This is a genomic window from Psychrobacter namhaensis, assembly GCF_016107545.1.
In the GTDB taxonomy this organism is placed as follows: domain Bacteria; phylum Pseudomonadota; class Gammaproteobacteria; order Pseudomonadales; family Moraxellaceae; genus Psychrobacter; species Psychrobacter namhaensis.
Genome location: NZ_JABASS010000005.1, coordinates 1 through 22,356 on the forward strand (window position 1 = coordinate 1; position 22,356 = coordinate 22,356).

Sequence of the window (22,356 nt, forward strand, 5' to 3'; positions counted from 1 at the left end):
ACAGAACTCAGTCCTTGGGTTAAACTAAACCGTCCAAGTTTTGGGGGTCAGTTCATTGCCTTATGGTAGTAGGGGCTTTTTTTATCTGTGGGTTAGTACGGCGGTTTATTTGGCTTCTGTAAAGACATAAAAACGTTAAAAAGCGTTTTGAGTCCCTCAGATAATTTTTGTAACTGTACGGGTTACAAGCGTGTATGGGCGGCGTAGCAATGATTGCAAATCATGACTAGGCGCGTAATGAAAAAACTGGCACACTGTTCTCCTTGCTTATGAACACCAATTTTATGTTGGTGAGCTAAGCCGTTATAGAAAACAAAAATTTTAATAAGATGTTTTCTTTTAAGCTATGATGCACTTTGAGAGAGGATTAATGATGACTTTATTTGCTAAACAATCGATTAAGCAGACCACCCTAAAACAGAAAGTCATGAGCGGCGCGTTGGCGGGGGTGCTAATGACATCCCTTGGCGTAGCGGCGCCTATGATAGCGTTGACACAGTCTGCGACGGCAGCACCTGCTGACAATCTAACAGCAGCCAAGCGCTTAAACAAGCTGTTAACCAATACCAAAAGTATGACTGCAAACTTCAGTCAAACAACCAAAGGCGCAAGCAGCGGTACGTTTACAGGAACCATGAGTGTAGAACGTCCAAACAATTTCCGCTGGGAAACCAAGTCACCCTCAGAGCAGCTGATCGTTGCTAATGGTAACTCTATGTGGGTTTACGACAAGGACTTAGAACAAGCGACTAAACAAAACGTCGACAGTCAAGTCGGTAACACTCCAGCGCTCTTGTTGTCAGGTGATCCGAGTAAAATTGATCAAAATTTCAAAATTACTCAGCCGTACAGTAACAAAAATTACTACGTGCTATATCCAAAATCGGACAGTGCCACCTTTAAAAGCTTATCTATGAGCTTTAGTGGCGGCAAACCTGTGATGATGGTACTAAATGATAGTCTGGGTCAGACCACGTCCATTAAATTTAGTAATATTAAACTGAATCCAAGTATTAATAGCAGTCAGTTTAAATTCAACCCACCAAAAGGTGTGGATGTTATCAATCAGTAAAAAAGTGTTGGTGCAAAGGCGTCAGTAAAAAAGGACAGCTCCTAAGAGGGGCTGTCCTTTTTTTTGAAAGTAAGATTGCTACATTCAAAGAGCTTTTCTGACATCGGTACTTATTTTAACTGACACAAAGTCTTGGATACGCTATGACATGGTTTGGATGGCGTCCATGTCTGGCATCGGCGGTAATTCGTTTAGATGTGTGAGCCCAAAGGCATCTAAAAACTGCGCTGTGGTGTGTAGTAACGCAGGGCGACCGAGAGTGTCTTTATGACCGTTTTCTATTATCCAGCCTTTATCAAACAATTGCCGTAATATGTTGCTTGAGAGCGTCACGCCGCGCACATGCTCTATATCGCTACGTGTTACTGGTTGTTTGTAAGCGATAACACTCAGTGTCTCAAGTAAGGCTTGGCTAAGACGTTCTTGACGCTGCGGAAAGACACGCTGGATAAACGCGCTATAACGGTCTGCGATTTGTAAGCGATAACCGCTGGCAGTTTCATGCAAACTTAGGACGCCAGTATCCAAGCGTACTTGCAGTAATTTTAAGGCTTGTTTGAGCTCTTTGGTAGACACAGATAAATGCTTTTTAAGGACGTTTGCAGTGAGCGGCGCTTCTGAGGCATGCAGCAGTACTTCAATCTGTTTGCTGATATCTTCAATGTATTGCTGCTGTTCATCAGTGGAGGCGGGTGCGACTGTGGATATTGGTATCTGTGTTTGACCATTTTGCTTTGAATCATCAATATCTACCATGGGATAGGTACTCTTTTCTTATTAAACTAACCACTGTAAGGTGAGCTGCTCAAGTTGACTGCCTGTAGCGAGTTGATTACCATCCGTGGTGGTTGCTGGGCTAACGTTGCTGTCTGTATCGGTCATTACCACGCCAATCAGCTGTCTTTTTATTAACTCAAGCACCGCAACGAAGCTGACCACCACCCCTATTTTACCTTGCGATTTGTCTAGTAGCTCATAAAAAGAGCGTGCGCCATCAGTACTTAGCTGCCGACTGATACTCGCGATGCGATCCGCAAGTGGGACGGCATCAACCTTTATGGTATGCATCTGATAGTCTGGTTGCAGCTGCATTTTAAATAAACTATCAATGAGTAGCGTCGGCGAATAGCTTGGTAACTCAGCCTGCATAACGTCTTGGCTTGGCATGCTGACCATGGCTAAAAACACATCGCGCTCTAGACGTACCAAGTTGTCTAAGCGCTGACTGGCCGCTTTGATTTGTGCATACTCTTCCAGACGTTCAATTAACTCAGCCTTTGGGTCACGCTCATCGGTAGGTTTTTCTGGTTTAGGCAGTAACAACTCCGTTTTGATGGCAATCAACGTCGATGCCATCAGCAGATAATCCCCTGCCAACTCAAAATGCTCGGTATTCAATTCACTGATATAAGCCAAATACTGCTCAGTGATTGGTAATATTGGCATTTGTGTCAAATCGACGTTGTTTTTTTTGACCAAATACAATAAAAAGTCTAACGGTCCAGCAAACTGCTCTAACCAAATAGCAAATGCTTGCGGCGGCACATAGAGGTCTTCTGGTAGGTGCTGTACCGGCGTCTGATAAATACGCAAAGACACATTATCAGTCTCTAAGCTATGGCGGTTGCTTTTAGCGCCACTATTATTGAACGTGTCAGACACTGGATAAGCCCCTATAGGCAAGGCAGCCTGTGATAAGGCCGCTTGTGCTTGTGCTTGTGCAGACAGTGGGGTTGTAGCCACGTTTAATACTCGTCTCGGTTGCAATAACCAAATGATTATTTCAGTTTGGCAAGTGGACGAATACCAATAGCACGGCGAGTCTTGTCTAACTGCTTACGACTATGGCGACGGGCTTTTTCTGCCCCCATTTGTAAGATTTCTTCCAGCTCTTTTGGATTGGCCATCAACTCTTCATAACGCGCACGGAAGGGGGCAATCTCCTCATTGATTTTATCGAACAAGGCTTGTTTGGCATCGCCCCAGCCAATGCCTGCAGCATATTGCGCACGCATCGCAGCAATTTCTTCAGGGGTCGCAAAGGCTTTATAAATCTCAAAGATAGCCGAGTCATCAGGATCTTTTGGCTCTTCAGGCAACTGTGAGTTGGTCACAATTTTCATAATGGCTTTATGCATCTGTTTTTCAGAGCTTATTTGCGGATTATGCTCACCAAATAGAGGAATGGTGTTGTTGTAACTCTTACTCATTTTGCGCCCATCAAGCCCTGTCAGTAGCGGTATGTCGTTATCCACCACAGCTGACGGTAGCGTAAAGAGTGTTTTATAGCGATGGTTAAACGTACCGGCAATATCACGCGCCATCTCGATATGTTGTACTTGATCGCGACCAACAGGGACATGAGTGGCGTTAAACATTAAGATATCAGCTGCCATCAGCACCGGATAACCGAAAAGACCCATGGTGACGCCTTGATCGGGATCGACATCGCTTTTTTCCATATTGATATCGACTGATGCTTTATAGGCGTGAGCACGATTCATCAGACCTTTGGCACATGAGCAATTCAAAATCCAAGCCAGCTCGGGAATTTCAGGGACGTCTGACTGACGGTAAAAAGTCACGCGCTCAGGATCTAAACCACACGCAATCCAAGTGGCGGCAATCGCCTTGGTCGATTCATGAATGATGGCTGGGTCATAACAACCAATAATGCCATGATAATCTGCCAAAAAGAAAAACGCTTCATGATCGCTATTTTGGATAGATTCAATCGCTGGGCGAATGGCGCCGACGTAATTACCCAGATGCGGGATACCAGTTGGTTTGATACCCGTTAGGATGCGCTTGTTTTGTGTTGAATCGTCAGAGGTGAGGCTATCAAAGGTGTTGTTACTCATGGGACATCCATTACTGTGTTTATCGAATTATTATAAATGCGTAGATATTTATGTGCTGTTAATGACGCAAAATATTGGCTACAAAGTATAGCAAATTTTCTAAGCCATTTTTTGGGGAATAAAGGTCTACTTATAGATATCGGTACGTCCGTTCGGCCCGTGTTTAAAACGGCGATGAAACCACATCCACTGAGTAGGATCAATACGAATCAGTCCTTCTAACACTTCATTGACGCGGGTAGCATCAGCGACTTCACTATTGCTTGGATAGTTATCCAGCTCAGGGGTAATCGTTAAGTGGTAGTGTGGGCGCTTACCACGCGGCAGATTGTCTGGAGTTTGCCGATAGGTATGTAGTGCCATAACAGCAGGCGGATGCGTTTTGCTACCTAGCTTTGCCATGCGCCGTGATGCCGTAATCGTGGCGGCAGGCACACCAAAGAATGGCGCCATGACGCCTTGCTTGAGACCATAGTCCTGATCAGGTGAGTACCAAATGACGTGTCCAGCTTTGATGGAGCTGACTAAGCTACGCATATCACGGCTAGAGATCTGCTTGCCAAAAATGTTGGTACGGCCATTATAAATAAACCAGTCGAGCAGTGGGTTGTTTTGCGTGCGATACATACAGTCTAGGGGGAAGAATTGGGCGCAAAACAAGCCACCCAAATCAAGCATCGTATAATGCGCGCCTAATAAAATGACCGGACGATTGTCATTTTGGGCGTTAATGAGATGCTGTAACCCTGATATCGAAACGGTACGAGTAAAGACATTGGGGCGAAACCAAGCGCATAAGGTTTCAAACACACCGATACCTTGATTGACAAAGACCTGTTTTGCCATCAATTCACGCTCGGCTTCTGGTTTTTCTGGAAAGGCCAGCTTGAGGTTAATCAATGTATCACGGCGCCGCGAGCCAGCAGCTTTATAAATGAATGTACCAAGCTGACGACCTAGCCAAAACTGCCAACGTAGCGGTAGATATATCATCGGCAAAAACATCACAAATAGTAGCCAAACTCCCCAGTATTTCGGTAATAAAAACGCCCAGTGAAAGGGTTTTTTGTCTGCTTGCGCTGTGCGCTTACGGGTTTGGGTAATCGTTGGCGTACCTGCAGGTATGGCGGGGGATTTAACGGTATTGCCACGCGGCGTCGGCACGCTACTCTTTGCGGAAGCTTTGCTGGGATCGTATTGTTCGGGCGCTTTCATAATATCCTTTTGCAGCACTATTTATGGCATCGGATTATAGCTATCTGATAGCACTGTCTTAGAGTGCTGAGGCTAATGATAAAAAGTTACTCTTATGATGGGGTAGCACGAGCCTGTTTGCAAGCCAGTTTTTGACAAAGCCAGCTTATTAAGACGCTGTGGATTTAATGTATTTATGCTACTCACTAACGGCTAACCACTTAACGAATGGCCATAAAAAAACCTTACAAGCTGTGACCAGCTTATAAGGTTTTGCAAATCTACACGCTTATCTAATGTGGTTACTGTCGCTCTGAGAAAAAGACAACCGCAACCAAAAAATAAGAGAGAGCTTTGATTAACGTTTTGAGAACTGTGGACGTTTACGTGCTTTACGTAGACCCAGTTTCTTACGTTCAACTTGACGTGAATCACGAGTAACGAAGCCAGCTGCTTTTAGAGCAGGTTTTAGCGTTTCGTCAGCTTCGATCAACGCACGTGTAATGCCGTGGCGAATTGCGCCCGCTTGACCACTGATACCACCGCCTGCAACAGTCACATACAAATCATATGCGTTAGCAGAGTCAAGTAGTTCTAGAGGCTGACGAACAACCATGCGTGAGGTTTCGCGGCTGAAGTACTCGTCAAGTGGCTTACCGTTAACAACGATACTACCAGTACCTTTTGATAAAAAGACACGAGCGGTAGACGTCTTGCGGCGACCAGTTCCGTAATTGCGTTCCATAAGTATATCCTTAGATGTCTAGTTCTTTAGGTTGCTGTGCAGTATGTGGATGTTCAGTACCCGCATATAGCTTTAGCTTCTTGATCATTGCATAGCCAAGAGGGCCCTTTGGAAGCATACCCTTAACTGCTTTGTGTAGAACATCTTCAGGCTTATGTGCAATCAGCTTAGTGAAGTTGGTTTCTTTAATGCCGCCTGGGTAACCAGTGTGACGATAGTACTTTTTATCTTGCGCTTTTTTACCCGTTACCGCGATTTTTTCTGCATTGATGACAACAATAAAATCACCAGTATCTACGTGTGGAGTATAAGAAGTCTTATGCTTGCCACGTAAGCGACTAGCGATTTGAGTGGCTAAGCGACCAAGGGTTTTGCCGTCAGCATCTACGACATACCAGTCATGGGTCACTTCAGCTGGTTTTGCACTAAGTGTTTTCATGATAAAACCTTAAAATTAGAATTCGTTGAGAGTTTAGCTGGGAACGGGGCTCTCAAAAAACAGACTGCACATTATAAGCAGTAGCGCCTACGCTTGCAAGCTGCATTGGGGTTTATTTTCGCCTTATATACATTAAACTGCAGCGTTGGGCCAGTTTTTAGCGGTTTTAGATGTTTTTTAGCAGGTATTCCATGATTTTACTAAATGCGGCGCGTTAAATGGTTATACTGACTAAACCATAGCGACGGTTGCTCTTAGCAATCACTACACAATTATGACGATGATAGCTGATAAAGTCCAGCAACAACTTGTCCGACTTTGGTTTGTTTTAGACAGTCAAAACCGATTGTCGCTTGATTGGATGGTTGTTGAGTGCTCAACTTCTCGTTCAGCGCGTTTGCCAGTTCTGTCAATTGGCCGTCAAGATCTTTATCCGCTTCCAAATAAATCAGTGTGTCTGTATTGATGAGTGACTGTGTAATCAGTGCTGTTAAAATGGGTTGCCACAAATCTTGGGCGTAAGGCGGATCAATAAATACCACACCAAAATGGCGCTGGGTCAGCTGGTTTTGCGTCAGTACTTGCTCGGCTGTGCCCTGAATAATTTGATAAGCCGTCGTATCAAGCTGTAATTGCTCAGCGCTTTGGCGTAGCATGTCACTTTGTGCCGGATTGACCTCGATAAAAGTCGCGTGGGCCGCGCCGCGAGATAACGCTTCAAATCCTAGTACGCCGCTGCCTGCGCAGCTATCTAGTACGCAAGCGCCATGAATATCAGCCAATAACCAATTAAATAAGGTCTCACGCAAGCGATCTGGTGTGGGGCGTAAACCGTCTGCATCGATAAAGCGCACAACACGGCGTTTGAATTGACCGCCAATGATACGTACGTCGCCTGCCGCAGCACTTTTGGTTTTACCGTTTCTTTTAGGCTGGCGGCCATTTGAGGATTTCTTCATAACATGTCTCGTTTGCAGTCGCTTACTCAGAGGTGGCGGTCGTCGTGGCTTCTTGTTCTTCTAGCGCTTTTGCTTCTTCTTCTCGCAAAGCGTCATTTCTCAATTTTTCCAAGGCTTTTTGACTTTTGATGATTTTTAGCTCATCGGCAGTGGGTGGCAAAATGGGGTCGTTTTTGCGCTGTAGTACCCAATAGTCAAATAAAGCGCGGCCGATAGGTGCGGCAACGGCACTACCACCACCACCGTTTTCAACCAAGACGGCAAGCGCGATTTGTGGGTCTTCCACGGGCGCAAAACCATTGAACCAAGCGTGATCCCAGTGCCGTTTGTCTATGGCAGACTTATCATAGCGTTTGCCTTGTGCAATAGACTTTACCTGCGCGGTCCCTGTTTTGCCAGCGATGCGATAGCGCGGGGTGTAGATACCGCGTCCAGTGCCGTTTTCTACCACACTTTCCATGGCATCGTGCATGCGTGTCCAGTCAGCAGGCTTTCCGTTATAGTCTATTTTACCATCAGGCTTGGTGATGACTTTCACGTCTGCTGCGCCATCACTGCTTTTTAGCAGGTGAGGGGTGATGTGATAGCCCTTATTGGCCGTCATGGCAGTGGCATTGGCAATTTGTAGCGGTGTGGCTAAGAAATAGCCTTGACCGATACTGACCGAGATGGTTTCACCTGGCAGCCAGTCTCTACCATAGGTGTCTTTTTTCCATTTTGGGGAGGGCATAATCCCTGATTTTTCGTTGGGTAAATCGATACCTGTGTCTTTACCAAAGCCAAAGCGTACCATCCAATCATGCAGCCGCTGGATACCCATCTCGTAGGCCAATTTATAATAATAAGTATCAACCGACATCACGATAGATTTCTTTAAGTCCACGGTACCATGACCGCCACGCTTCCAGTCACGAAAACGATGTGAGTCTCCAGGTAAGCTAAAATAGCCAGGATCATAAATGGTGGTTTCCCAATCACGCAAACCGTAATGGATAGCACCTAAGCCTTCAAATGGTTTGATCGTAGAGCCAGGTGGATACGTCCCTTGTAGCGCACGATTGTACAGGGGCTGATCAAGATCGTCTCGTAGCGCATCATAATCTTTAAAAGAGATCCCTGAAATAAACGGGTTGGGATCGTAGCTTGGGTTGCTAACAAACGCCAGTACATCACCATTTTTGGGGTCAATGGCGACAATTGCACCGCGGCGCCCATCAAGTTGCTGCTGCGCTATCTTTTGTAAGCCGTAGTCTAAGCTCAACGTGATGTCATTACCAGATACGGGAGGCTTAGTGTCTAGCTGCCGCAAAATATTGCCATGAGCATCTGTTTCTACCGATTGATAACCGGGTTGACCCAACAATATGTCTTCATAATAGTCTTCGATGCCGATCTTACCGATCAGGTCGGTACCAGCATAGCGATCTTTATCAATGCGTTTGGTCTCTTTGTCATTAATGCGGCCAACGTAGCCGATGACATGAGCAAATAATTCGTCATATGGGTAGGAGCGTGTCAACTTGCTTTGAATGGTCACGCCGCGAAAGAAGGGTTTACGCTCACTAAACTGCGCCAATTGCGCCTCAGTTAAGTCAATTTTGACGGTCACAGGGTCGTTTTTACTTTTACTGAGCCGCGCCAAAATGTCAGTGATATCTGTGTCCGTCAGCTCAAAAATAGGCGCAAGCAAACGCAAGGTACGTTCTGGATTTTCAACTTCGGCAGAACTTAACATCGCCGTAAAGACAGGCTGATTGTCTGCCAATATAATGCCATTGCGATCATAAATGTAGCCGCGGCTGGGCGGAGCAGATATCAGCTTAATACGGTTATTGTCTGCCTGTGTCGTATATTTATCATGGGCGTAGACTTGCAAATAACCATAACGCACGATGAGGCCACCTAAGCCCACAAATATTAAAATCCCAAGGATCACAATGCGATTGGTAAAAATTTTATTGACTTGTTCAGTATTGGGAGTTAGCGGTTTATTCATATAAAGTCAGAGCCCAAACGGTCAGTGAGTCAATAAAAGAGGGGGAGATGAGCAAGATGGTCAATCAAAGCGCGGTGAGCATAAAGGATAATGCAAAGGATTTCAATCACATAGGCAGATATTGGTTAAAATCACAACGCATCTCCCTATGTGCAAATATTTGCTGGAATTGAATGATAAATTATAACAGAACAAATGCGATATCGCAGTATTCAGCCGTTTATTTTATCGCTGTCATCAACTAAAGCGCTGGTAGGTTATGGTAATGCGTTTGCCAGAAAAGATAAGGGCTAAAACGTGTCATCTCTAGTCACAACTTGCCTAGGGTCTACCTGTGCTAATGCATAGCAAGTGTGCTAAAATCAGGCGATTTATTTTATAGTTATTGTTTTATAAAAACAGTTATGGGCCGAGCGTGTTTTTAAGCGTTCTCATTTGCTAAGCATCTTTGATTAGCAACGACAATCAACCTGTCAGGGATAAGGTAAGTTATGGATGCAACTTCATTGTGGCAGACGATAGCTGAGCACCCAGAATTTTTTGCCATGCTAACCATTCCACCAGTGACAGCGTTTGTCACGTGGATACATGTGTGGATGGCGCTTAAAATGCTGTTTTATCCGATTAAGTTTTGGGGTGTGCGTATTCCAAACTTCCCGTTTTTTGGGTTGCCGGGTATTGGCTGGCAAGGAATCGTTCCACGCAAAGCGGGTAAAATATCAGGCGTTATCGTTGATCAGACATTATCCAAACTCGGTTCGCTGGATGAGTTTTTTCAGGCCATGGAGCCTGAGCAGATGGCGATATTCATCACTGATACGGTTGATAAAAACCTTGAATTGTTGATTGATGAGATCATGTTGGACCATTCGCCAGCGCTGTGGGGTAATTTGCCTTATGCCGTAAAACGTCGTGTTTATGCCCAAGCGCATCAAGAGTTGCCCAATATTATGCAATCTTTGGTGACTGATCTGACCTATCATGTCGAAGATTTGGTTGATATGCGTAAGATGATTGTTAACACGATGGAAAATGATCGTCGTCTGATGGTCAATATGTTTTTAAAAGTCGGTCAAAAAGAGATCAATTTTATTTGGCACATTAGCGCCCTAATTGGTTTGGTCTTCGGTATCATCCAGATGTTTATATTTTTGCTGGTGCCGCAGCATTGGACAGTGCCGTTTTTTGCCGCGATTTGGGGATTTCTCACCAATTGGATCGCTATTTGGATGGTGTTTAACCCCGTAGAGCCACGCTTTATTCCTTATGTGAAGTTTTTTACCATACTGAGGTGTTTTCCCTTTATCAAACCGCAGATGCCTCATATCGCGCAGTACCGTCTACAAGGCGGCTTTATGAAACGTCAAGAGGAGGTTTCTGAGGTTTTCGCTGAGATTGTTGTGAAGGACTTGGTGACGCTTGAAAACATCATGAATGAGATGATGTATGGTGAGCGTGCAACGCAAACGCGTGAGTTGATGAAATCACATTTATATAAAGTACTAGAGTCACCGGTGATTAGTACGACGTTGCGCGTAGGATTGGGTCGCCGTGAGTACGGGCAGCTAAAAAACACCATTATTGACAAGTCTATCGTCGCAACGATGGTGCCCTTGCGTGATCCTGAGCTGAATGAAAGTCGTGCCAGCAAAATATTTGGTCTGTTTCGTGATCGGATACGGGCGCTGACGCCAACTGAGTTTCAAAACTTGTTACGTCCCGCTTTTCGAGAAGATGAAATGACCTTGATTGTTTTGGGCGGTTTGACGGGCTTTTTAGCAGGTTGGTTGCATCTGGTTTTGGTGTTTTTTCCAGCCATTCAATAATCGCTAGGCTTTTATGTTCTTTATACACATCGCATACAGAGTGGATACAAAAACGTGACAAGTTGACGCTAATGTACTGTGCTGTAAGCGCCCCACGCTGCAATGGCGGATAGTGGTATCTATACAACAAATATCAGTAGTAATAAATAGGACGCTTTTGAGTGTCCTAAAATTCCAATCTATATCATAAACAATGACCATATTAAGGTAAACAAGGTTAGAACGTATGTTAATCACAGAATTGGGTTATTTTGCCTTGCTAGCCGCCTTTATACTGGCGATTTTGCAGGTGGTGTTACCAACCGTTGGCGTCATGCGTGACCACGTTGCTTGGCAGCGTCTAGCGCCAAGTCTAGCGTGGGCGCAGTTTGCTGCGATGATCCTATCATTTGCCGCGCTGATGGCAGGCTTTTATTACAATGACTTTAGCCTGGTCTATGTCACTCAGCACTCCAATACGTTGTTGCCTTGGTACTATAAACTATCGGCGACTTGGGGTGGTCATGAGGGGTCATTGCTGCTTTGGATGACCATTATGGCCACTTGGTGTGCGCTGGTCTCTTATTTTAGCCGTGGTCTACCATTGTCTATGCGTGCACGCGTGTTGGTGATTTTGGCAGGCGTACAGATGATGATGTTAGCGATGCTTATTTTTACCTCATCGCCATTTGATCGTACATTGCCCAATTTACCAGTTGATGGCGCGGATCTTAACCCTGTGCTGCAAGATTTTGGTTTGATTATCCATCCGCCTATGCTGTACATGGGTTATGTAGGGATGGTTGTGCCATTTGCTTTTTGTATGGCCGCTTTGTGGGAAGGCCGCTTGGATGCGGTATGGACGCGCTGGTCGCGCCCGTGGGCGCTGGCGGCTTGGGGCTTTTTAACGGTTGGTATCGCGCTTGGCTCGTGGTGGGCCTATTATGAGCTTGGCTGGGGCGGTTGGTGGTTTTGGGATCCAGTAGAGAATGCTTCGTTGATGCCATGGCTGGCGGGTACAGCGTTGCTACATTCGCTTGCGGTCACTGAAAAGCGCGGTGTATTCAAAGCGTGGACGATCATGCTGGCGATTTTTGCTTTTGCACTCAGTCTGTTGGGTACGTTCCTTGTCCGTTCAGGTGTTATTACGTCGGTGCATTCGTTTGCCGCTGACCCAACGCGTGGCCTTGTTATTCTAATGATTCTTGGTGTGGTCATTGGTGGTGGTTTGTTGATGTTTGCTGTGCGCGGCTGGCGATTGACGGTTGAGAGTCAATATCAGCTGATCTCACGTGAGTCGTTTTTAGTCATCAATAATGTCATCATTCTGATTTCGACGTTAGTTGTGTTACTCGGTACGCTTTATCCTATTATCGCCGATTCTTTTAATTTAGGACAGGTGTCTGTTGGCCCTCCTTACTTTAATGCCCTTTTTGTGCCACTGACATGGCTGCTATTGGTAGCGATGGGGATGGGCTCTAATATTCGCTGGAAGAAAGACAGTCGACCGCTATTGGGCGCTGGTATGGTTATTGCGGTCAGTAGCCTCGTGTTAGCAGCGATTATCACGTATTTTGTCAGCCCATCTGCGATGCTCAATATTGGTGTGACGTTAGCGGTCAGCTTTTGGGTGCTATTGTGGATGGCTGTTGATTTTAAAGACAAAACCAAAAACGCACCTAGCCGACTCAAAGGCCTACGCCAATTGCGTCTTAGCTATTGGGGGCAGCAGACTGCTCATATCGGTGTGATCATTGCGGTTATCGGCGTGGCGTTTACCACGACTTTGAGCATTGAGCGTGATGTGGCGCTGGCACCGAATGATAGCGTTCATGTTCAGGGTTATGATTTTGTCGTTAAAGGCTTTCGTGAAGTCAAAGGCAGTAACTTTGATGCCACCCAAGCTGAAGTAGAAATTAGCAAAGAGGGACAAGTGGTGACGACTTTGTACCCTGAAAAACGTAACTATATTATTAGCATGATGCCGATGACAGAAGCGGCCATCGACGCCAGTCTGATGCGTGATGTGTACGTAGCGCTTGGCGAACCTATCGCCGAAAATAGCAATGAATGGGCGTTCCGTATTTATGTCAAACCGCTGATTCGTTGGGTATGGCTGGGCGCGCTTATTATGGCCTTCGGTGCACTGTTGAGTATGCTTGACAATCGTTACCGTATGAAAAAAACTAAAGCGCCTGTGCAGATTGCTCCGAAGGAGTCAGGTGTTGGTAACACTGCTGATTTGGGCACGCCAGCCACAAAGACAGGGGGCAATTAATATGAGCACAGCAAATAATTCCTCTGATAAAAAGGCTCAGCAAGCTAAAGTAAATCACCCTAAAACCGTCAACAAAAAACAGATGAGATTATGGTTCTTAATCCCGCTGATTGTGTTTACCGGTTTTATGATCATGCTATACATGCGTTTGGGTAAGCCGACGGACATCGTAACCAATACCGCGCTTGAGCGTCCTGTACCTGCGTTTGAGTTACCCCTGCTGTCAGATACCAGTCGTATCATGACCAATGAGAATTTACCCGATGAGCCGTTTTTGATGAACATTTGGGGCTCTTGGTGTCCCACTTGTATCATTGAGCATCCGTTTTTAATGCAGTTAGAGGAGCGCGGTGTCAATTTGGTGGGTGTCAATTACAAAGATGAGATTGGCGATGCGTTAGGGTATTTGAACCGAGGTGGAGATCCGTTCTCGATGTCGATTCAGGATCTCTCGGGACAATTTGCTTTAGACTTGGGTTTGACAGGCGCGCCTGAAACTTTCATCGTCGATGGTGAGGGCATCATTCGTCAGCACATTATCGGTGAGATTAATGAGAGCAATTGGCAAAGTCGTATTGCACCTTGCTTAATGGTACTCAATGAGGCCAATAACAATGGCGTCAGTCCAGATCCGAGTCAGGTTGCGGAGGCGTGTAAATGATAAGTAATCAAATAAAGGCCGTTATGATCAAGGTTGCGGGCCTATTGATCGCTTGTCTACTGAGTGTGGCAAGCTACGCTGCAATTGAGGTTTATGATTTTGACTCTGTGCAGCAAGAAGCCCAGTATCGCGGTCTCATTGAAGAGCTACGCTGCCCAAAATGCCAAAACCAAAATCTTGCAGGGTCTGACGCGCCGATCGCGCAAGATCTCAAGCAAAAAACCTATAACATGGTAAAAGACGGCCGTAGTGATGGCGAGATTCGCGCTTATATGCAGGAGCGTTATGGTGATTTTATCAGTTATAAGCCGCCCGTTCGCCCCTCTACGTGGATTTTATGGTTTTTTCCACCATTACTACTCATCATATTGCTGATTGGTTGGTTTTGGCAAAGTAAACGACGTCAGCTTGTTGCAAGTGGCGAGAGTGGAGTAAAGGTAGACAGTACCACAGCGGCGGCACTGTCTGTTGCTGAAAAAGCCGAACTTGATCGCCTATTATCACGTGCTGATAACCATGGAAAAAGCGATCATGACAACACAAGTTTTGAGGACAAAAAATGACCCTATTTTCTACTGTTGGCTTATTTATTGCCCTAAGCTTACTCATCGCCTTAGTACTTGCCGTCATTACCATCATGCCGTGGTTAAGAGCCTCGCGTACGCAACATAAACCTGTGGACAATCAGCTGTTAGATATTAACGTTGCTGTGTTCCGCGAGCGTCTGGCAGAACTGAAAACAGATAAAGACAGTGGGGTTATTGATGACAGCCACTATCAAAATCAAAAACTTGAGCTGGAGCGTCAGCTGTTAGATGCACAGCGCGACGTCACGCCCATGGTTACCCCTGGGATTAAGAGTCGACTGATTATCATGGTTTGGGTGCCTGTACTGGCTGCCATGGCTTATCTGATGGTGGGTGATCGTACCCCGGTGTTTGAGCTGTGGGCCGCCGAGGACAAAGTGGGTCAAGTGGCTGATGATCTACTGACTGGCAAAATCGATCAGCCACCAGCGTGGGCAATCGAAGATGGTCAACAGCTTATTAGTGCCATGCAGACCAATGTCTATCGTCATGCCGATGATCCTAATCGCTGGATGCGTTTATCGGAGCTGTTCTTATCGTTAGAAGCGACAGATTCGGCACTAGAAGCCTTGTCACGTGCGTATCGTTTGTCACCTGACAACGAAGAAATCGCAACCACCTACGCCCAGATTAGCTTCTTTGCTAATAAAGGTCAGTTAGATGCCAATAGCCGCCGCGTGCTGCAAGACGTATTGGCCAAAAATCCAGAGCATGAGGGCGCGCAAATGCTGATGGCAATGGGTGAGGCGCGTAGCAGTAACTTTGATCAAGCACAAGGCTGGATTAAGCGCTTACGTGACAGCATTGCAGCCAAGCCGGGTGACCATACTCAAGCGCTGGCAAGTTTAGATGAGTTAAGTGCCAATGTGGCAGCTCAGCAGCAACAAGCGTCTGAAGGCGTTGAGGTGACCGTAAAAATTAACGCCAGCCTCCTGCCTTTGGTCAAGGCTGATGATGTGTTATTTGTAGCGATACGTGATGTTAACGGTGGTCCACCATTTGCAGCCAAACGTTTGCCGATTAGCGTTATTAAGCAAGGCGAAGCGGTGGTTAGCCTCAGTGATCTTGATGCTATGATGCCATCGCGTACGCTGCAGTCTGCTCGTGCCGATAAAATTCAGTTGGCAGTTGTTGCTCGCATCAGTCACAGCGGCACTGCCAGTGCCGAGTCAGGCGATCTATCAGGCAATCCTGTGGTGATTAGCGCTGACCAAGATCAGGCTAATGTAGAAATCAATCAGCAAATACCATAGTATATTTGCTTGGCTTTATCCATCCTACCATGTAATGCCATTGCCCAAAAAAACAGCGCGCAATGGCGTTATATGAACAGATAAGTCATGGCAACTTATCACAGCAATAATGAAAATACTTGAGGTTTGCAAAGCCACAAGGTAAGGTAGCTTAGCAAACAACCAATCCCTAAGTTTTATTAGTCCCCAAATCCTATCTATTAAGGAGAGTCGTGTAATGATGCGTATTATTTTGCTAGGTCCACCAGGCGCCGGTAAAGGTACTCAAGCCCAGTTCATTTCTAAAGAATATGATATCCCGCAGATCTCAACTGGCGATATGCTGCGTGCAGCAATCAAAGAAGGCAGCGAGCTTGGCAAAAAAGCCAAAGACATCATGAATGCTGGTGGTTTGGTTTCTGACGACCTCATTATTAACCTAGTGAAAGAACGTATCGCTAAGCCTGATTGCGCTAATGGTTGTATTTTTGATGGTTTTCCACGTACTATTCCGCAAGCGCAAGCACTGGCAGATGCTGACGTTGCCATTGATCATGTGATTGAAATTAGCGTCCCAGATGATGAAATCGTTAAGCGTCTATCTGGTCGTCGCCAGCATCCAGGCTCAGGTCGCGTGTATCACATTGACCATAACCCATCTAAGGTCGATGGTATCGATGATGTGACTGGTGAACCGCTGATCCAGCGTGAAGATGACAAAGAATCTACGATCCGTGAGCGTTTGGCCACTTATCATGAGCAGACCTCAGCGTTGGTTGGTTTTTATCAAGATAAAGCCAAAGAAGACGATGATGCCCCTACTTATAATAAGTTTGATGGCACACAAGGAATAGAGGACGTTAAGCAGCAAATTCTGTCCGCGTTAAAAGGCTAATTGTCGATCATTCAAGTTGAATAATCGATAGAGCTGTTGAAGACCCTGCTAATTGGCAGGGTTTTTTAATGGCTAATAACAAGTAAGACTAGCTGTAAAGGAAGAGACAATAAACGCCGCGTATAAAAAAGCCGCCTACTGATGATCAGTAAGCGGCTTTCAAATACAGACGCGTTAGCGTTAACGCTTAATTAAGACAACCCTTATGCGTTACCTTGAGCATCAACTTGCGCTTGCTGTTGGCTTTGTGCGTAAGCTTGATCAAAGTTCACGGGCGCTAACAATAGCTGCGGGAAGCTACCACGCGTCACGATGTCGCTGATGACTTCACGAGCATAGGGGAATAATACGTTAGGGCAATATGCGCCTAAGATTTGACCAATTTGATCTTCAGGAATATCTTTTAGCAAAAAAATACCTGCCTGATGAACTTCGGCGATAAACGCGGCTTCATCAGCGTTTTTAGCACTCACGCTCACAGTCAAAATGATTTGATAATGATCATCGTCAAGTTTTTCAGCATTGCTAGACAGATTGATATCAAGCTCTGGATTCCACTCTTTGGTGAATACGCCAGCGCCTGGGACTTCAAGTGACATATCTTTTACATAAATGCGCTCTAACGCCAACTGTGGTTGTGCTTGTTCTTCAGCCATGATAATTCCTTTAAAATTAGATCAAATGATTGGACAAACTGTCATTATATAAAACAGCATTGTAATACAAATCGAGAGGGTATCTCGACGATTTTTATCGGTAACTCTTATCTTTGCCTCTGTCTTTTATGAAAAAAGTAAAGACAGACAGCGCAGAAAAACGGTTACTTAACCTGCTAACAGCTCGTCAAGTTTGCCTTGTTGGTTCATTTGATTGAGCTCATCAAAACCACCGACGAAGGTCTCGCCGACGAAGATTTGTGGCACAGTGCGATAGTTATTGGTTTTTTTCATCAACGCTTGGCGCTCTTCGCTGCTCATGTCATGCATACCAATTTCTTCATAATCAACGCCTTTGGTTTTTAGCAGTTGTTTGGCATTTGAGCAGTATGGGCAGATAGGGGTGGTATAGACTTTAACAGATACAGTCATGATAAATCCTTATTATAAGTGTAGGCGGTAACCGTTTTATTATAAAAAGTATTATAAATAATTATTCGATAAAAACTCTTATAATCCGTTACCAACCAATGAATTGAAAAGATATTTGGTGACGCTCATTATTAAAGTGGGGATGAGCGCTATAAATTCAAGCTGCCTCAAGATAAAAGGCTGGACAGTATCACAAATGCTACATAAAAAAAGACACCTGTGAAGAGGTGTCTTTTTGGGCGCTTATATGAATCGGATATCAATTAAGGCTGAGTATTTATTAACTATTTATGTAGGCTTGGCTTCGCTTTGCCTTTTTTCTTAGGCGCAGTATCTTTTAACCCAACCAATGGCATGCCAGCGCCTTGCCAGCCGCCAATACCGCCCTCTAATCGATAGACACTGTCTTTACCGATCATCTGAATGGCAGCGCCTGCTTGGACACCCATGTCGCAGATAATAATCACTGGCTGTTCAATCGCGCGGATTTCTTCGATGCGGTCTTTTAGCTCAGTGAAAGGTATGTTGCGGCTGCCTTGGATATACCCTGATTCAAACTTCTTTTTGGCGCGAATATCGATTAGCTGCGCATTTTGCGAGTTAACCATCATACCAAGGGTGTTGGGCGATATTTTTCTGCCACTACGTTTGTTTTCAATGGTAAAAAACAGCACGGCAAGTACGGCCAATATACCAAATAAAAACGGGTGGTTGCCCACAAATTCCAGCGCACGATCCAAACCATACCTCCAAAAAAATAAGTGTTCTACTAGGCTGAGAAGACAGCCTAAGGATATTGAACAAGGCGCTATTATACCGATTAGACTGCCTATAGTAAATGTGCGATGGTCAACCTATATTGAACGATTAATAAGGCTTGGTATCAGCCTCTTCTCTTAACGTGACAAGGTTTTCAACACGGCGTTGTAACACCTCGCCATCAGCCACCGCTTGCCATAACGCGCAGCCTTTGCTGTTGTGAGTGTGGCGACAGTCGCGGAACTGGCAATCGCCCGCCAGTGGCGCAAGCTCAACAAAGCCTGAGATGATGTCATCAGGGGACAAATGCCAAATGCCGTATTCCCGAATGCCGGGTGTATCGACAATGCCGCCTTGCGTTAAGTCAGCTGGATTGAATGGCAGCAATCGGCTGGTCGTCGTGGTGTGCTGCCCAAGCTGAGAGTTTTCTGAGATAACATTCACGCTTTGACCAGATTCTGGCAACAGCGCATTGATTAAGCTGCTTTTACCAACGCCCGATTGTCCAGCAAAGATCACCAGTTTCTTATCTATGTAACGTTTTAGCTCATCAAGCCCTTCTTGTTCATTGCTATTAGCGATGTTTTCAGGACAGTCAACTGAGGTTAGGACACTCTCATAACCAAGTGCCGCATATTGTGCCAATAACTCACTGGTATCGACGCCGTTTTCTTGTGCTAGTAAATCGGCTTTATTGAGTACCAACAGTGGCTTTACGCCCGCATGATGACACACGACTAAGTAGCGATCTATGAGCGTGGGAGCTGCTGCTGGCAATGGTGCAAACACAATGGCGAGAATATCGACATTGGCGGCGACAGGTTTGAGCTTGTGATAACGATCGGGACGTGAAACAAGAGAGGTGCGCGGTTTGACGGATTCAATACGTCCAAACCCCGTATTAGAGTCGGCGCTCCAGCGCACTTGATCGCCAGCGGCCAGCATCGGCAAATTGGTACGCACATGACAGCGCCAAATATCGCCAAGCTCGAGTGTCTGCCAAAATGGCTCAGGATCATCGGGCGCAACCTCCGGTTGTTTTGGTATTACGGCGGGCAAACTGGTGACTTGTACCTCTAATTGTTTGCCATAGTGCGCCATGACCACGCCATCCATCAAACTGTCATCGATGCTGTCTTGACTTGCCAGCTGTTGTTTATCAATGCGACGAATCTGTTGTTTAGTCAGTTTGCGTTGCCGAATTAATGCCATGGGTTTTTGACCTATTAGAAAAATATTGCTAAGTGTAGCGTGAAAATTTGCTAACATACAGCCTAAAGCGCCTGTGCCAGACAGTGGTTTTGTAATCATTTGGTTTTTTCACATAATGCCAACAGGCAGGCGCTCAGCAATGTTGACTGAATATTGCCTTCTATATCTAACTTATATAACGAAAACTATTTCAAAGTTGTTTTAAACTTTATTGCACATAGGATATTTTATGACTACCGGTGACCACCCCAACAAGATTAAAATTAAAAATCAAGGTAAAAAAGGGCTGGTCTGGATTGATCTAGAAATGACCGGCCTTGATACTTTACATGATGAGATTATCGAGATTGCGACCGTTGTCACTGACGAGGATTTAAACGTGCTTGCTGAAGGGCCAGTATTTGCGATAAAAGTATCGGATCAAGTCTTAAATAAAATGGATGATTGGAACACCAAGCAGCATGGACAGTCAGGGTTGGTGGATCGCGTGCGCCGTAGTACCGTGACATTGGCAGAAGCGGAAGCTGAGACGATTAAATTTTTAAACAAGTGGGTCGATAGTGGCAAGTCGCCTATGTGTGGTAACTCCATTTGTCAAGATCGTCGATTTATGGCGCGGCAAATGCCTGAACTGGAAAAATTCTTCCATTATCGCAACCTTGATGTCTCATCGATTAAGGAGCTTTGTTTCCGCTGGCGCCCTGATATCTTGAGAAATTTTGAAAAAGGGGGCAGTCATTTAGCCTTAGATGACATTCGTGATTCTATCCGTGAGCTCAAGCACTATCGTCAGCATTTCTTTCAATTAATGCCTTAAAGCAAGCCGATTCAAAAATATAAAATAATTAAAAAAGGGTCTGTTCACGTCAACAGACCCTTTTTGTTTTTAAGCTAGATTCAACGATAAAATCAAACAAGCATTGTAAATTCAAATAAGCCAAAATCAGTATGGTTCTGGCTTGAGCCTGCCTCTACTGTGACTGCACCAATCACTGCACTAACGTTCGGCTGACGTTTGTCTTCATCTAACAGTCGCCAATCGCCAAGCACGTAGCGTTTTTTATCACTCGTGGCTTGATGGACATTCGGACGATGGGTGTGCCCGTGTAATAAGGCATCGCTAGCAGTGAGTGCTTGATGCACGGCCTCATCATTCACATCCATGATGTAAGCGGCTTTATTGGCATTGTTCTGTTGGCTTTTTTGCCGCATGTTCTCCGCGATAGCCAAACGTTTTTCTAGCGGTTTGTTGAGTAGATACCACTGAGTCAGTCGATGACGCATGATTTTACGAAAAAACTGATACTTTTTATCATCAGTACATAATGCGTCACCGTGCTCTAGACGATAGCGCTGCTGACCGATAGTCAAGGCGTAAGGCTCTTCGATAAGTTCGCCGCCGAACAGATTACAAAATGGTTGTCCCAACAAAAAGTCACGGTTGCCATGCATCACTAAAATCTCGCAGCCATTGATACGTAGCTGTTTGAGTTTGGAGATTAAGGGCGTTAGCCAATGTAGCGCTTGCTCATTTTCTGATAACGATAGGTAAACATCATCACCCAGCCATACCTCAAACCAATCGCCTAAAATAAATAGGCACTTGAGAGCTGGCAGGGCAAGGCAGTCATCAAGCAGCGCCAAAAAAGCCTGCACTAAGGCAGGCTCCTGAGGCGATAAATGCAAATCGCTAATCAATACTTGCCGCACTTGATGAGGGCGGGTCGTGATTAAATGATTAAAACGTTGCATTTATCTGTATCCTTGTCGATTAGGCCGCACGATTACTTAGCCGCCATTATTGAGTGATAATGGTTGCTGAGTTGATGACGACAGGCTCTTTTGGCACATCAGCATGCATACCAAAACGACCCGTTGGGACGCCTTTCATTTTTTCGATCACATCCATACCGCTTGTGACTTTACCAAATACCGTATAACCCCAACCTTGCATATTTTTTCCAGAGTGGTTTAGGAAATCGTTGTCTTTGACGTTAATGAAAAACTGGCTAGTCGCTGAATGCGGATCTTGCGTACGCGCCATTGCGATGGTGCCTTTATCATTTTTTAGACCATTGTCCGCTTCGTTCTCAATTGGCGCATTGGTTGGTTTTTCATTCATCTCAGCATCCATTCCGCCGCCTTGAATCATGAAGCCATCAATGATGCGATGGAAAATTGTACCGTCATACTGACCAGATTTTACGTAGTTCAAAAAGTTTTCTACGGTTTTTGGTGCTTTTTCTTCGTTGAGTTCGATAACGATCGCACCCATATTGGTGTCAAGTTCTACTACTGGTGGCATGTCTACCATGTCATATTCCTTTTTGGTTGCAGCGCCTCAAATGACGCTGTCAAGTGGTGGTTAAAAGTTGGGGGTTAAAAAGTTACGAGTAGTCTAACGGCTTTTTTATCCCGTGTCATGTATCAGGCTGTTAATGCGTTTGCGAAACCTGATAGAATAACGCAACTTTACCCATTTTTGACAAATTTTGATAATGCGGTCGCACTATCTGAGTTTTTATATCCCAATTTATTTTAATACTTTAGTTTGAATGTTTTATGATGCGTGA

Annotated in this window: 22 protein-coding genes; 8 read left to right on the plus strand and 14 right to left on the minus strand. The window is 45.2% G+C overall.

Features of this window, described 5'->3' with window-relative positions:
* The first annotated feature begins 373 nt into the window (after positions 1 to 373).
* Positions 374 to 1,072 carry an outer membrane lipoprotein chaperone LolA gene (lolA, locus tag JFC06_RS05530; RefSeq protein WP_198334278.1) on the plus strand — a complete coding sequence of 233 codons (699 nt, stop codon included), beginning with the start codon at positions 374 to 376 and terminating at the stop codon, positions 1,070 to 1,072.
* A 141-nt stretch (positions 1,073 to 1,213) separates the two neighbouring features.
* Here lolA and scpB read toward each other — a convergent pair whose 3' ends face one another.
* The 8 genes from scpB to mrdA form a co-directional block, all read right to left on the minus strand.
* Positions 1,214 to 1,828, minus strand: a complete 615-nt coding sequence (scpB, locus tag JFC06_RS05535; RefSeq protein WP_198334279.1) for an SMC-Scp complex subunit ScpB — start codon at positions 1,826 to 1,828, stop codon at positions 1,214 to 1,216.
* 21 nt (positions 1,829 to 1,849) lie between these two features.
* Positions 1,850 to 2,671 carry a segregation and condensation protein A gene (locus JFC06_RS05540; RefSeq protein ID WP_198334373.1) on the minus strand — a complete coding sequence of 274 codons (822 nt, stop codon included), beginning with the start codon at positions 2,669 to 2,671 and terminating at the stop codon, positions 1,850 to 1,852.
* Positions 2,672 to 2,850: 179 nt separating this feature from the next.
* Positions 2,851 to 3,933, minus strand: coding sequence for a tryptophan--tRNA ligase (locus tag JFC06_RS05545; RefSeq protein ID WP_193004879.1), 1,083 nt, complete (start codon positions 3,931 to 3,933; stop codon positions 2,851 to 2,853).
* A 126-nt stretch (positions 3,934 to 4,059) separates the two neighbouring features.
* Positions 4,060 to 5,148: an LpxL/LpxP family acyltransferase gene (locus tag JFC06_RS05550; protein WP_198334280.1), complete on the minus strand. Its 1,089-nt coding sequence runs from the start codon at positions 5,146 to 5,148 to the stop codon at positions 4,060 to 4,062.
* A 337-nt stretch (positions 5,149 to 5,485) separates the two neighbouring features.
* Positions 5,486 to 5,872, minus strand: a complete 387-nt coding sequence (gene rpsI, locus JFC06_RS05555) for a 30S ribosomal protein S9 (protein ID WP_021813618.1) — start codon at positions 5,870 to 5,872, stop codon at positions 5,486 to 5,488.
* Positions 5,873 to 5,882: 10 nt separating this feature from the next.
* A complete protein-coding gene (gene rplM, locus JFC06_RS05560; protein ID WP_062845079.1) occupies positions 5,883 to 6,311 on the minus strand; it encodes a 50S ribosomal protein L13 in 429 nt (142 codons plus the stop codon).
* Between the two features lie 272 nt (positions 6,312 to 6,583).
* Positions 6,584 to 7,270: a 16S rRNA (guanine(966)-N(2))-methyltransferase RsmD gene (gene rsmD / locus JFC06_RS05565; RefSeq protein ID WP_198334281.1), complete on the minus strand. Its 687-nt coding sequence runs from the start codon at positions 7,268 to 7,270 to the stop codon at positions 6,584 to 6,586.
* A gap of 22 nt (positions 7,271 to 7,292) precedes the next feature.
* Positions 7,293 to 9,266 (minus strand): penicillin-binding protein 2, encoded by a 1,974-nt coding sequence (gene mrdA / locus JFC06_RS05570; protein WP_198334282.1) that lies wholly within the window; start codon positions 9,264 to 9,266, stop codon positions 7,293 to 7,295.
* Positions 9,267 to 9,757: 491 nt separating this feature from the next.
* Here mrdA and JFC06_RS05575 point away from each other — a divergent pair, with 491 nt between their 5' ends.
* From JFC06_RS05575 to adk, 6 genes are all read left to right on the plus strand, one after another.
* The gene (locus tag JFC06_RS05575; RefSeq protein WP_198334283.1) at positions 9,758 to 11,092 is read left to right on the plus strand and encodes a hypothetical protein; all 1,335 of its coding nucleotides are present in this window, start codon (positions 9,758 to 9,760) and stop codon (positions 11,090 to 11,092) included.
* Positions 11,093 to 11,318: 226 nt separating this feature from the next.
* On the plus strand, positions 11,319 to 13,349 hold the full coding sequence (locus JFC06_RS05580) for a heme lyase CcmF/NrfE family subunit (protein ID WP_198334284.1): 2,031 nt from the start codon (positions 11,319 to 11,321) through the stop codon (positions 13,347 to 13,349).
* Between the two features lies 1 nt (position 13,350).
* On the plus strand, positions 13,351 to 14,010 hold the full coding sequence (locus JFC06_RS05585) for a DsbE family thiol:disulfide interchange protein (protein ID WP_198334285.1): 660 nt from the start codon (positions 13,351 to 13,353) through the stop codon (positions 14,008 to 14,010).
* On the plus strand, positions 14,007 to 14,573 hold the full coding sequence (locus tag JFC06_RS05590) for a cytochrome c-type biogenesis protein (RefSeq protein ID WP_198334286.1): 567 nt from the start codon (positions 14,007 to 14,009) through the stop codon (positions 14,571 to 14,573). Before JFC06_RS05585 ends, JFC06_RS05590 begins: the two co-directional genes overlap by 4 nt.
* Complete coding sequence (gene ccmI / locus JFC06_RS05595) at positions 14,570 to 15,850, plus strand: c-type cytochrome biogenesis protein CcmI (RefSeq protein ID WP_198334287.1); 1,281 nt, start codon at positions 14,570 to 14,572, stop codon at positions 15,848 to 15,850. The genes JFC06_RS05590 and ccmI overlap by 4 nt, the downstream gene beginning before the upstream one ends.
* 220 nt (positions 15,851 to 16,070) lie before the next feature.
* Positions 16,071 to 16,724, plus strand: coding sequence for an adenylate kinase (gene adk / locus JFC06_RS05600; RefSeq protein ID WP_198334374.1), 654 nt, complete (start codon positions 16,071 to 16,073; stop codon positions 16,722 to 16,724).
* 203 nt (positions 16,725 to 16,927) lie between these two features.
* Here adk and secB read toward each other — a convergent pair whose 3' ends face one another.
* The 4 genes from secB to rsgA all read right to left on the minus strand — a co-directional run bounded on the left by secB (position 16,928) and on the right by rsgA (position 19,783).
* Positions 16,928 to 17,380 (minus strand): protein-export chaperone SecB, encoded by a 453-nt coding sequence (gene secB, locus JFC06_RS05605; protein ID WP_193004870.1) that lies wholly within the window; start codon positions 17,378 to 17,380, stop codon positions 16,928 to 16,930.
* A 168-nt stretch (positions 17,381 to 17,548) separates the two neighbouring features.
* Positions 17,549 to 17,812, minus strand: coding sequence for a glutaredoxin 3 (gene grxC, locus JFC06_RS05610; RefSeq protein WP_021813631.1), 264 nt, complete (start codon positions 17,810 to 17,812; stop codon positions 17,549 to 17,551).
* Positions 17,813 to 18,096: 284 nt separating this feature from the next.
* Positions 18,097 to 18,552 carry a rhodanese-like domain-containing protein gene (locus tag JFC06_RS05615; RefSeq protein ID WP_193004869.1) on the minus strand — a complete coding sequence of 152 codons (456 nt, stop codon included), beginning with the start codon at positions 18,550 to 18,552 and terminating at the stop codon, positions 18,097 to 18,099.
* 127 nt (positions 18,553 to 18,679) lie between these two features.
* Positions 18,680 to 19,783 carry a ribosome small subunit-dependent GTPase A gene (rsgA, locus tag JFC06_RS05620; RefSeq protein WP_193004868.1) on the minus strand — a complete coding sequence of 368 codons (1,104 nt, stop codon included), beginning with the start codon at positions 19,781 to 19,783 and terminating at the stop codon, positions 18,680 to 18,682.
* 229 nt (positions 19,784 to 20,012) lie between these two features.
* Between rsgA and orn the strand changes: the two genes are divergently transcribed.
* Positions 20,013 to 20,600, plus strand: coding sequence for an oligoribonuclease (gene orn, locus JFC06_RS05625; protein ID WP_193004867.1), 588 nt, complete (start codon positions 20,013 to 20,015; stop codon positions 20,598 to 20,600).
* Positions 20,601 to 20,692: 92 nt separating this feature from the next.
* Here the strand turns inward: orn and JFC06_RS05630 are convergent, their stop codons facing one another.
* Positions 20,693 to 21,535, minus strand: a complete 843-nt coding sequence (locus tag JFC06_RS05630) for a UDP-2,3-diacylglucosamine diphosphatase (protein WP_198334288.1) — start codon at positions 21,533 to 21,535, stop codon at positions 20,693 to 20,695.
* A gap of 46 nt (positions 21,536 to 21,581) precedes the next feature.
* Entirely contained in the window at positions 21,582 to 22,097 is a 516-nt protein-coding gene (locus JFC06_RS05635; RefSeq protein ID WP_058025915.1) for a peptidylprolyl isomerase, read from the minus strand.
* Positions 22,098 to 22,356 lie beyond the last annotated feature (259 nt).

Excerpts from the sequence above, each read along its gene's own strand:
- scpB (WP_198334279.1), bottom strand. The coding sequence starts at position 1,828 with ATGGTAGATATTGATGATTCAAAGCAAAATGGTCAAACACAGATACCA.
- JFC06_RS05545 (WP_193004879.1), bottom strand. The coding sequence starts at position 3,933 with ATGAGTAACAACACCTTTGATAGCCTCACCTCTGACGATTCAACACAA.
- JFC06_RS05630 (WP_198334288.1), bottom strand. The coding sequence starts at position 21,535 with ATGCAACGTTTTAATCATTTAATCACGACCCGCCCTCATCAAGTGCGG.
- mrdA (WP_198334282.1), bottom strand. The coding sequence starts at position 9,266 with ATGAATAAACCGCTAACTCCCAATACTGAACAAGTCAATAAAATTTTT.
- rsgA (WP_193004868.1), bottom strand. The coding sequence starts at position 19,783 with ATGGCATTAATTCGGCAACGCAAACTGACTAAACAACAGATTCGTCGC.
- secB (WP_193004870.1), bottom strand. The coding sequence starts at position 17,380 with ATGGCTGAAGAACAAGCACAACCACAGTTGGCGTTAGAGCGCATTTAT.
- JFC06_RS05585 (WP_198334285.1), top strand. The coding sequence starts at position 13,351 with ATGAGCACAGCAAATAATTCCTCTGATAAAAAGGCTCAGCAAGCTAAA.
- rsmD (WP_198334281.1), bottom strand. The coding sequence starts at position 7,270 with ATGAAGAAATCCTCAAATGGCCGCCAGCCTAAAAGAAACGGTAAAACC.
- JFC06_RS05575 (WP_198334283.1), top strand. The coding sequence starts at position 9,758 with ATGGATGCAACTTCATTGTGGCAGACGATAGCTGAGCACCCAGAATTT.
- rplM (WP_062845079.1), bottom strand. The coding sequence starts at position 6,311 with ATGAAAACACTTAGTGCAAAACCAGCTGAAGTGACCCATGACTGGTAT.
- lolA (WP_198334278.1), top strand. The coding sequence starts at position 374 with ATGACTTTATTTGCTAAACAATCGATTAAGCAGACCACCCTAAAACAG.
- JFC06_RS05635 (WP_058025915.1), bottom strand. The coding sequence starts at position 22,097 with ATGGTAGACATGCCACCAGTAGTAGAACTTGACACCAATATGGGTGCG.
- JFC06_RS05590 (WP_198334286.1), top strand. The coding sequence starts at position 14,007 with ATGATAAGTAATCAAATAAAGGCCGTTATGATCAAGGTTGCGGGCCTA.
- rpsI (WP_021813618.1), bottom strand. The coding sequence starts at position 5,872 with ATGGAACGCAATTACGGAACTGGTCGCCGCAAGACGTCTACCGCTCGT.
- orn (WP_193004867.1), top strand. The coding sequence starts at position 20,013 with ATGACTACCGGTGACCACCCCAACAAGATTAAAATTAAAAATCAAGGT.
- JFC06_RS05550 (WP_198334280.1), bottom strand. The coding sequence starts at position 5,148 with ATGAAAGCGCCCGAACAATACGATCCCAGCAAAGCTTCCGCAAAGAGT.
- adk (WP_198334374.1), top strand. The coding sequence starts at position 16,071 with ATGCGTATTATTTTGCTAGGTCCACCAGGCGCCGGTAAAGGTACTCAA.
- JFC06_RS05580 (WP_198334284.1), top strand. The coding sequence starts at position 11,319 with ATGTTAATCACAGAATTGGGTTATTTTGCCTTGCTAGCCGCCTTTATA.
- ccmI (WP_198334287.1), top strand. The coding sequence starts at position 14,570 with ATGACCCTATTTTCTACTGTTGGCTTATTTATTGCCCTAAGCTTACTC.
- grxC (WP_021813631.1), bottom strand. The coding sequence starts at position 17,812 with ATGACTGTATCTGTTAAAGTCTATACCACCCCTATCTGCCCATACTGC.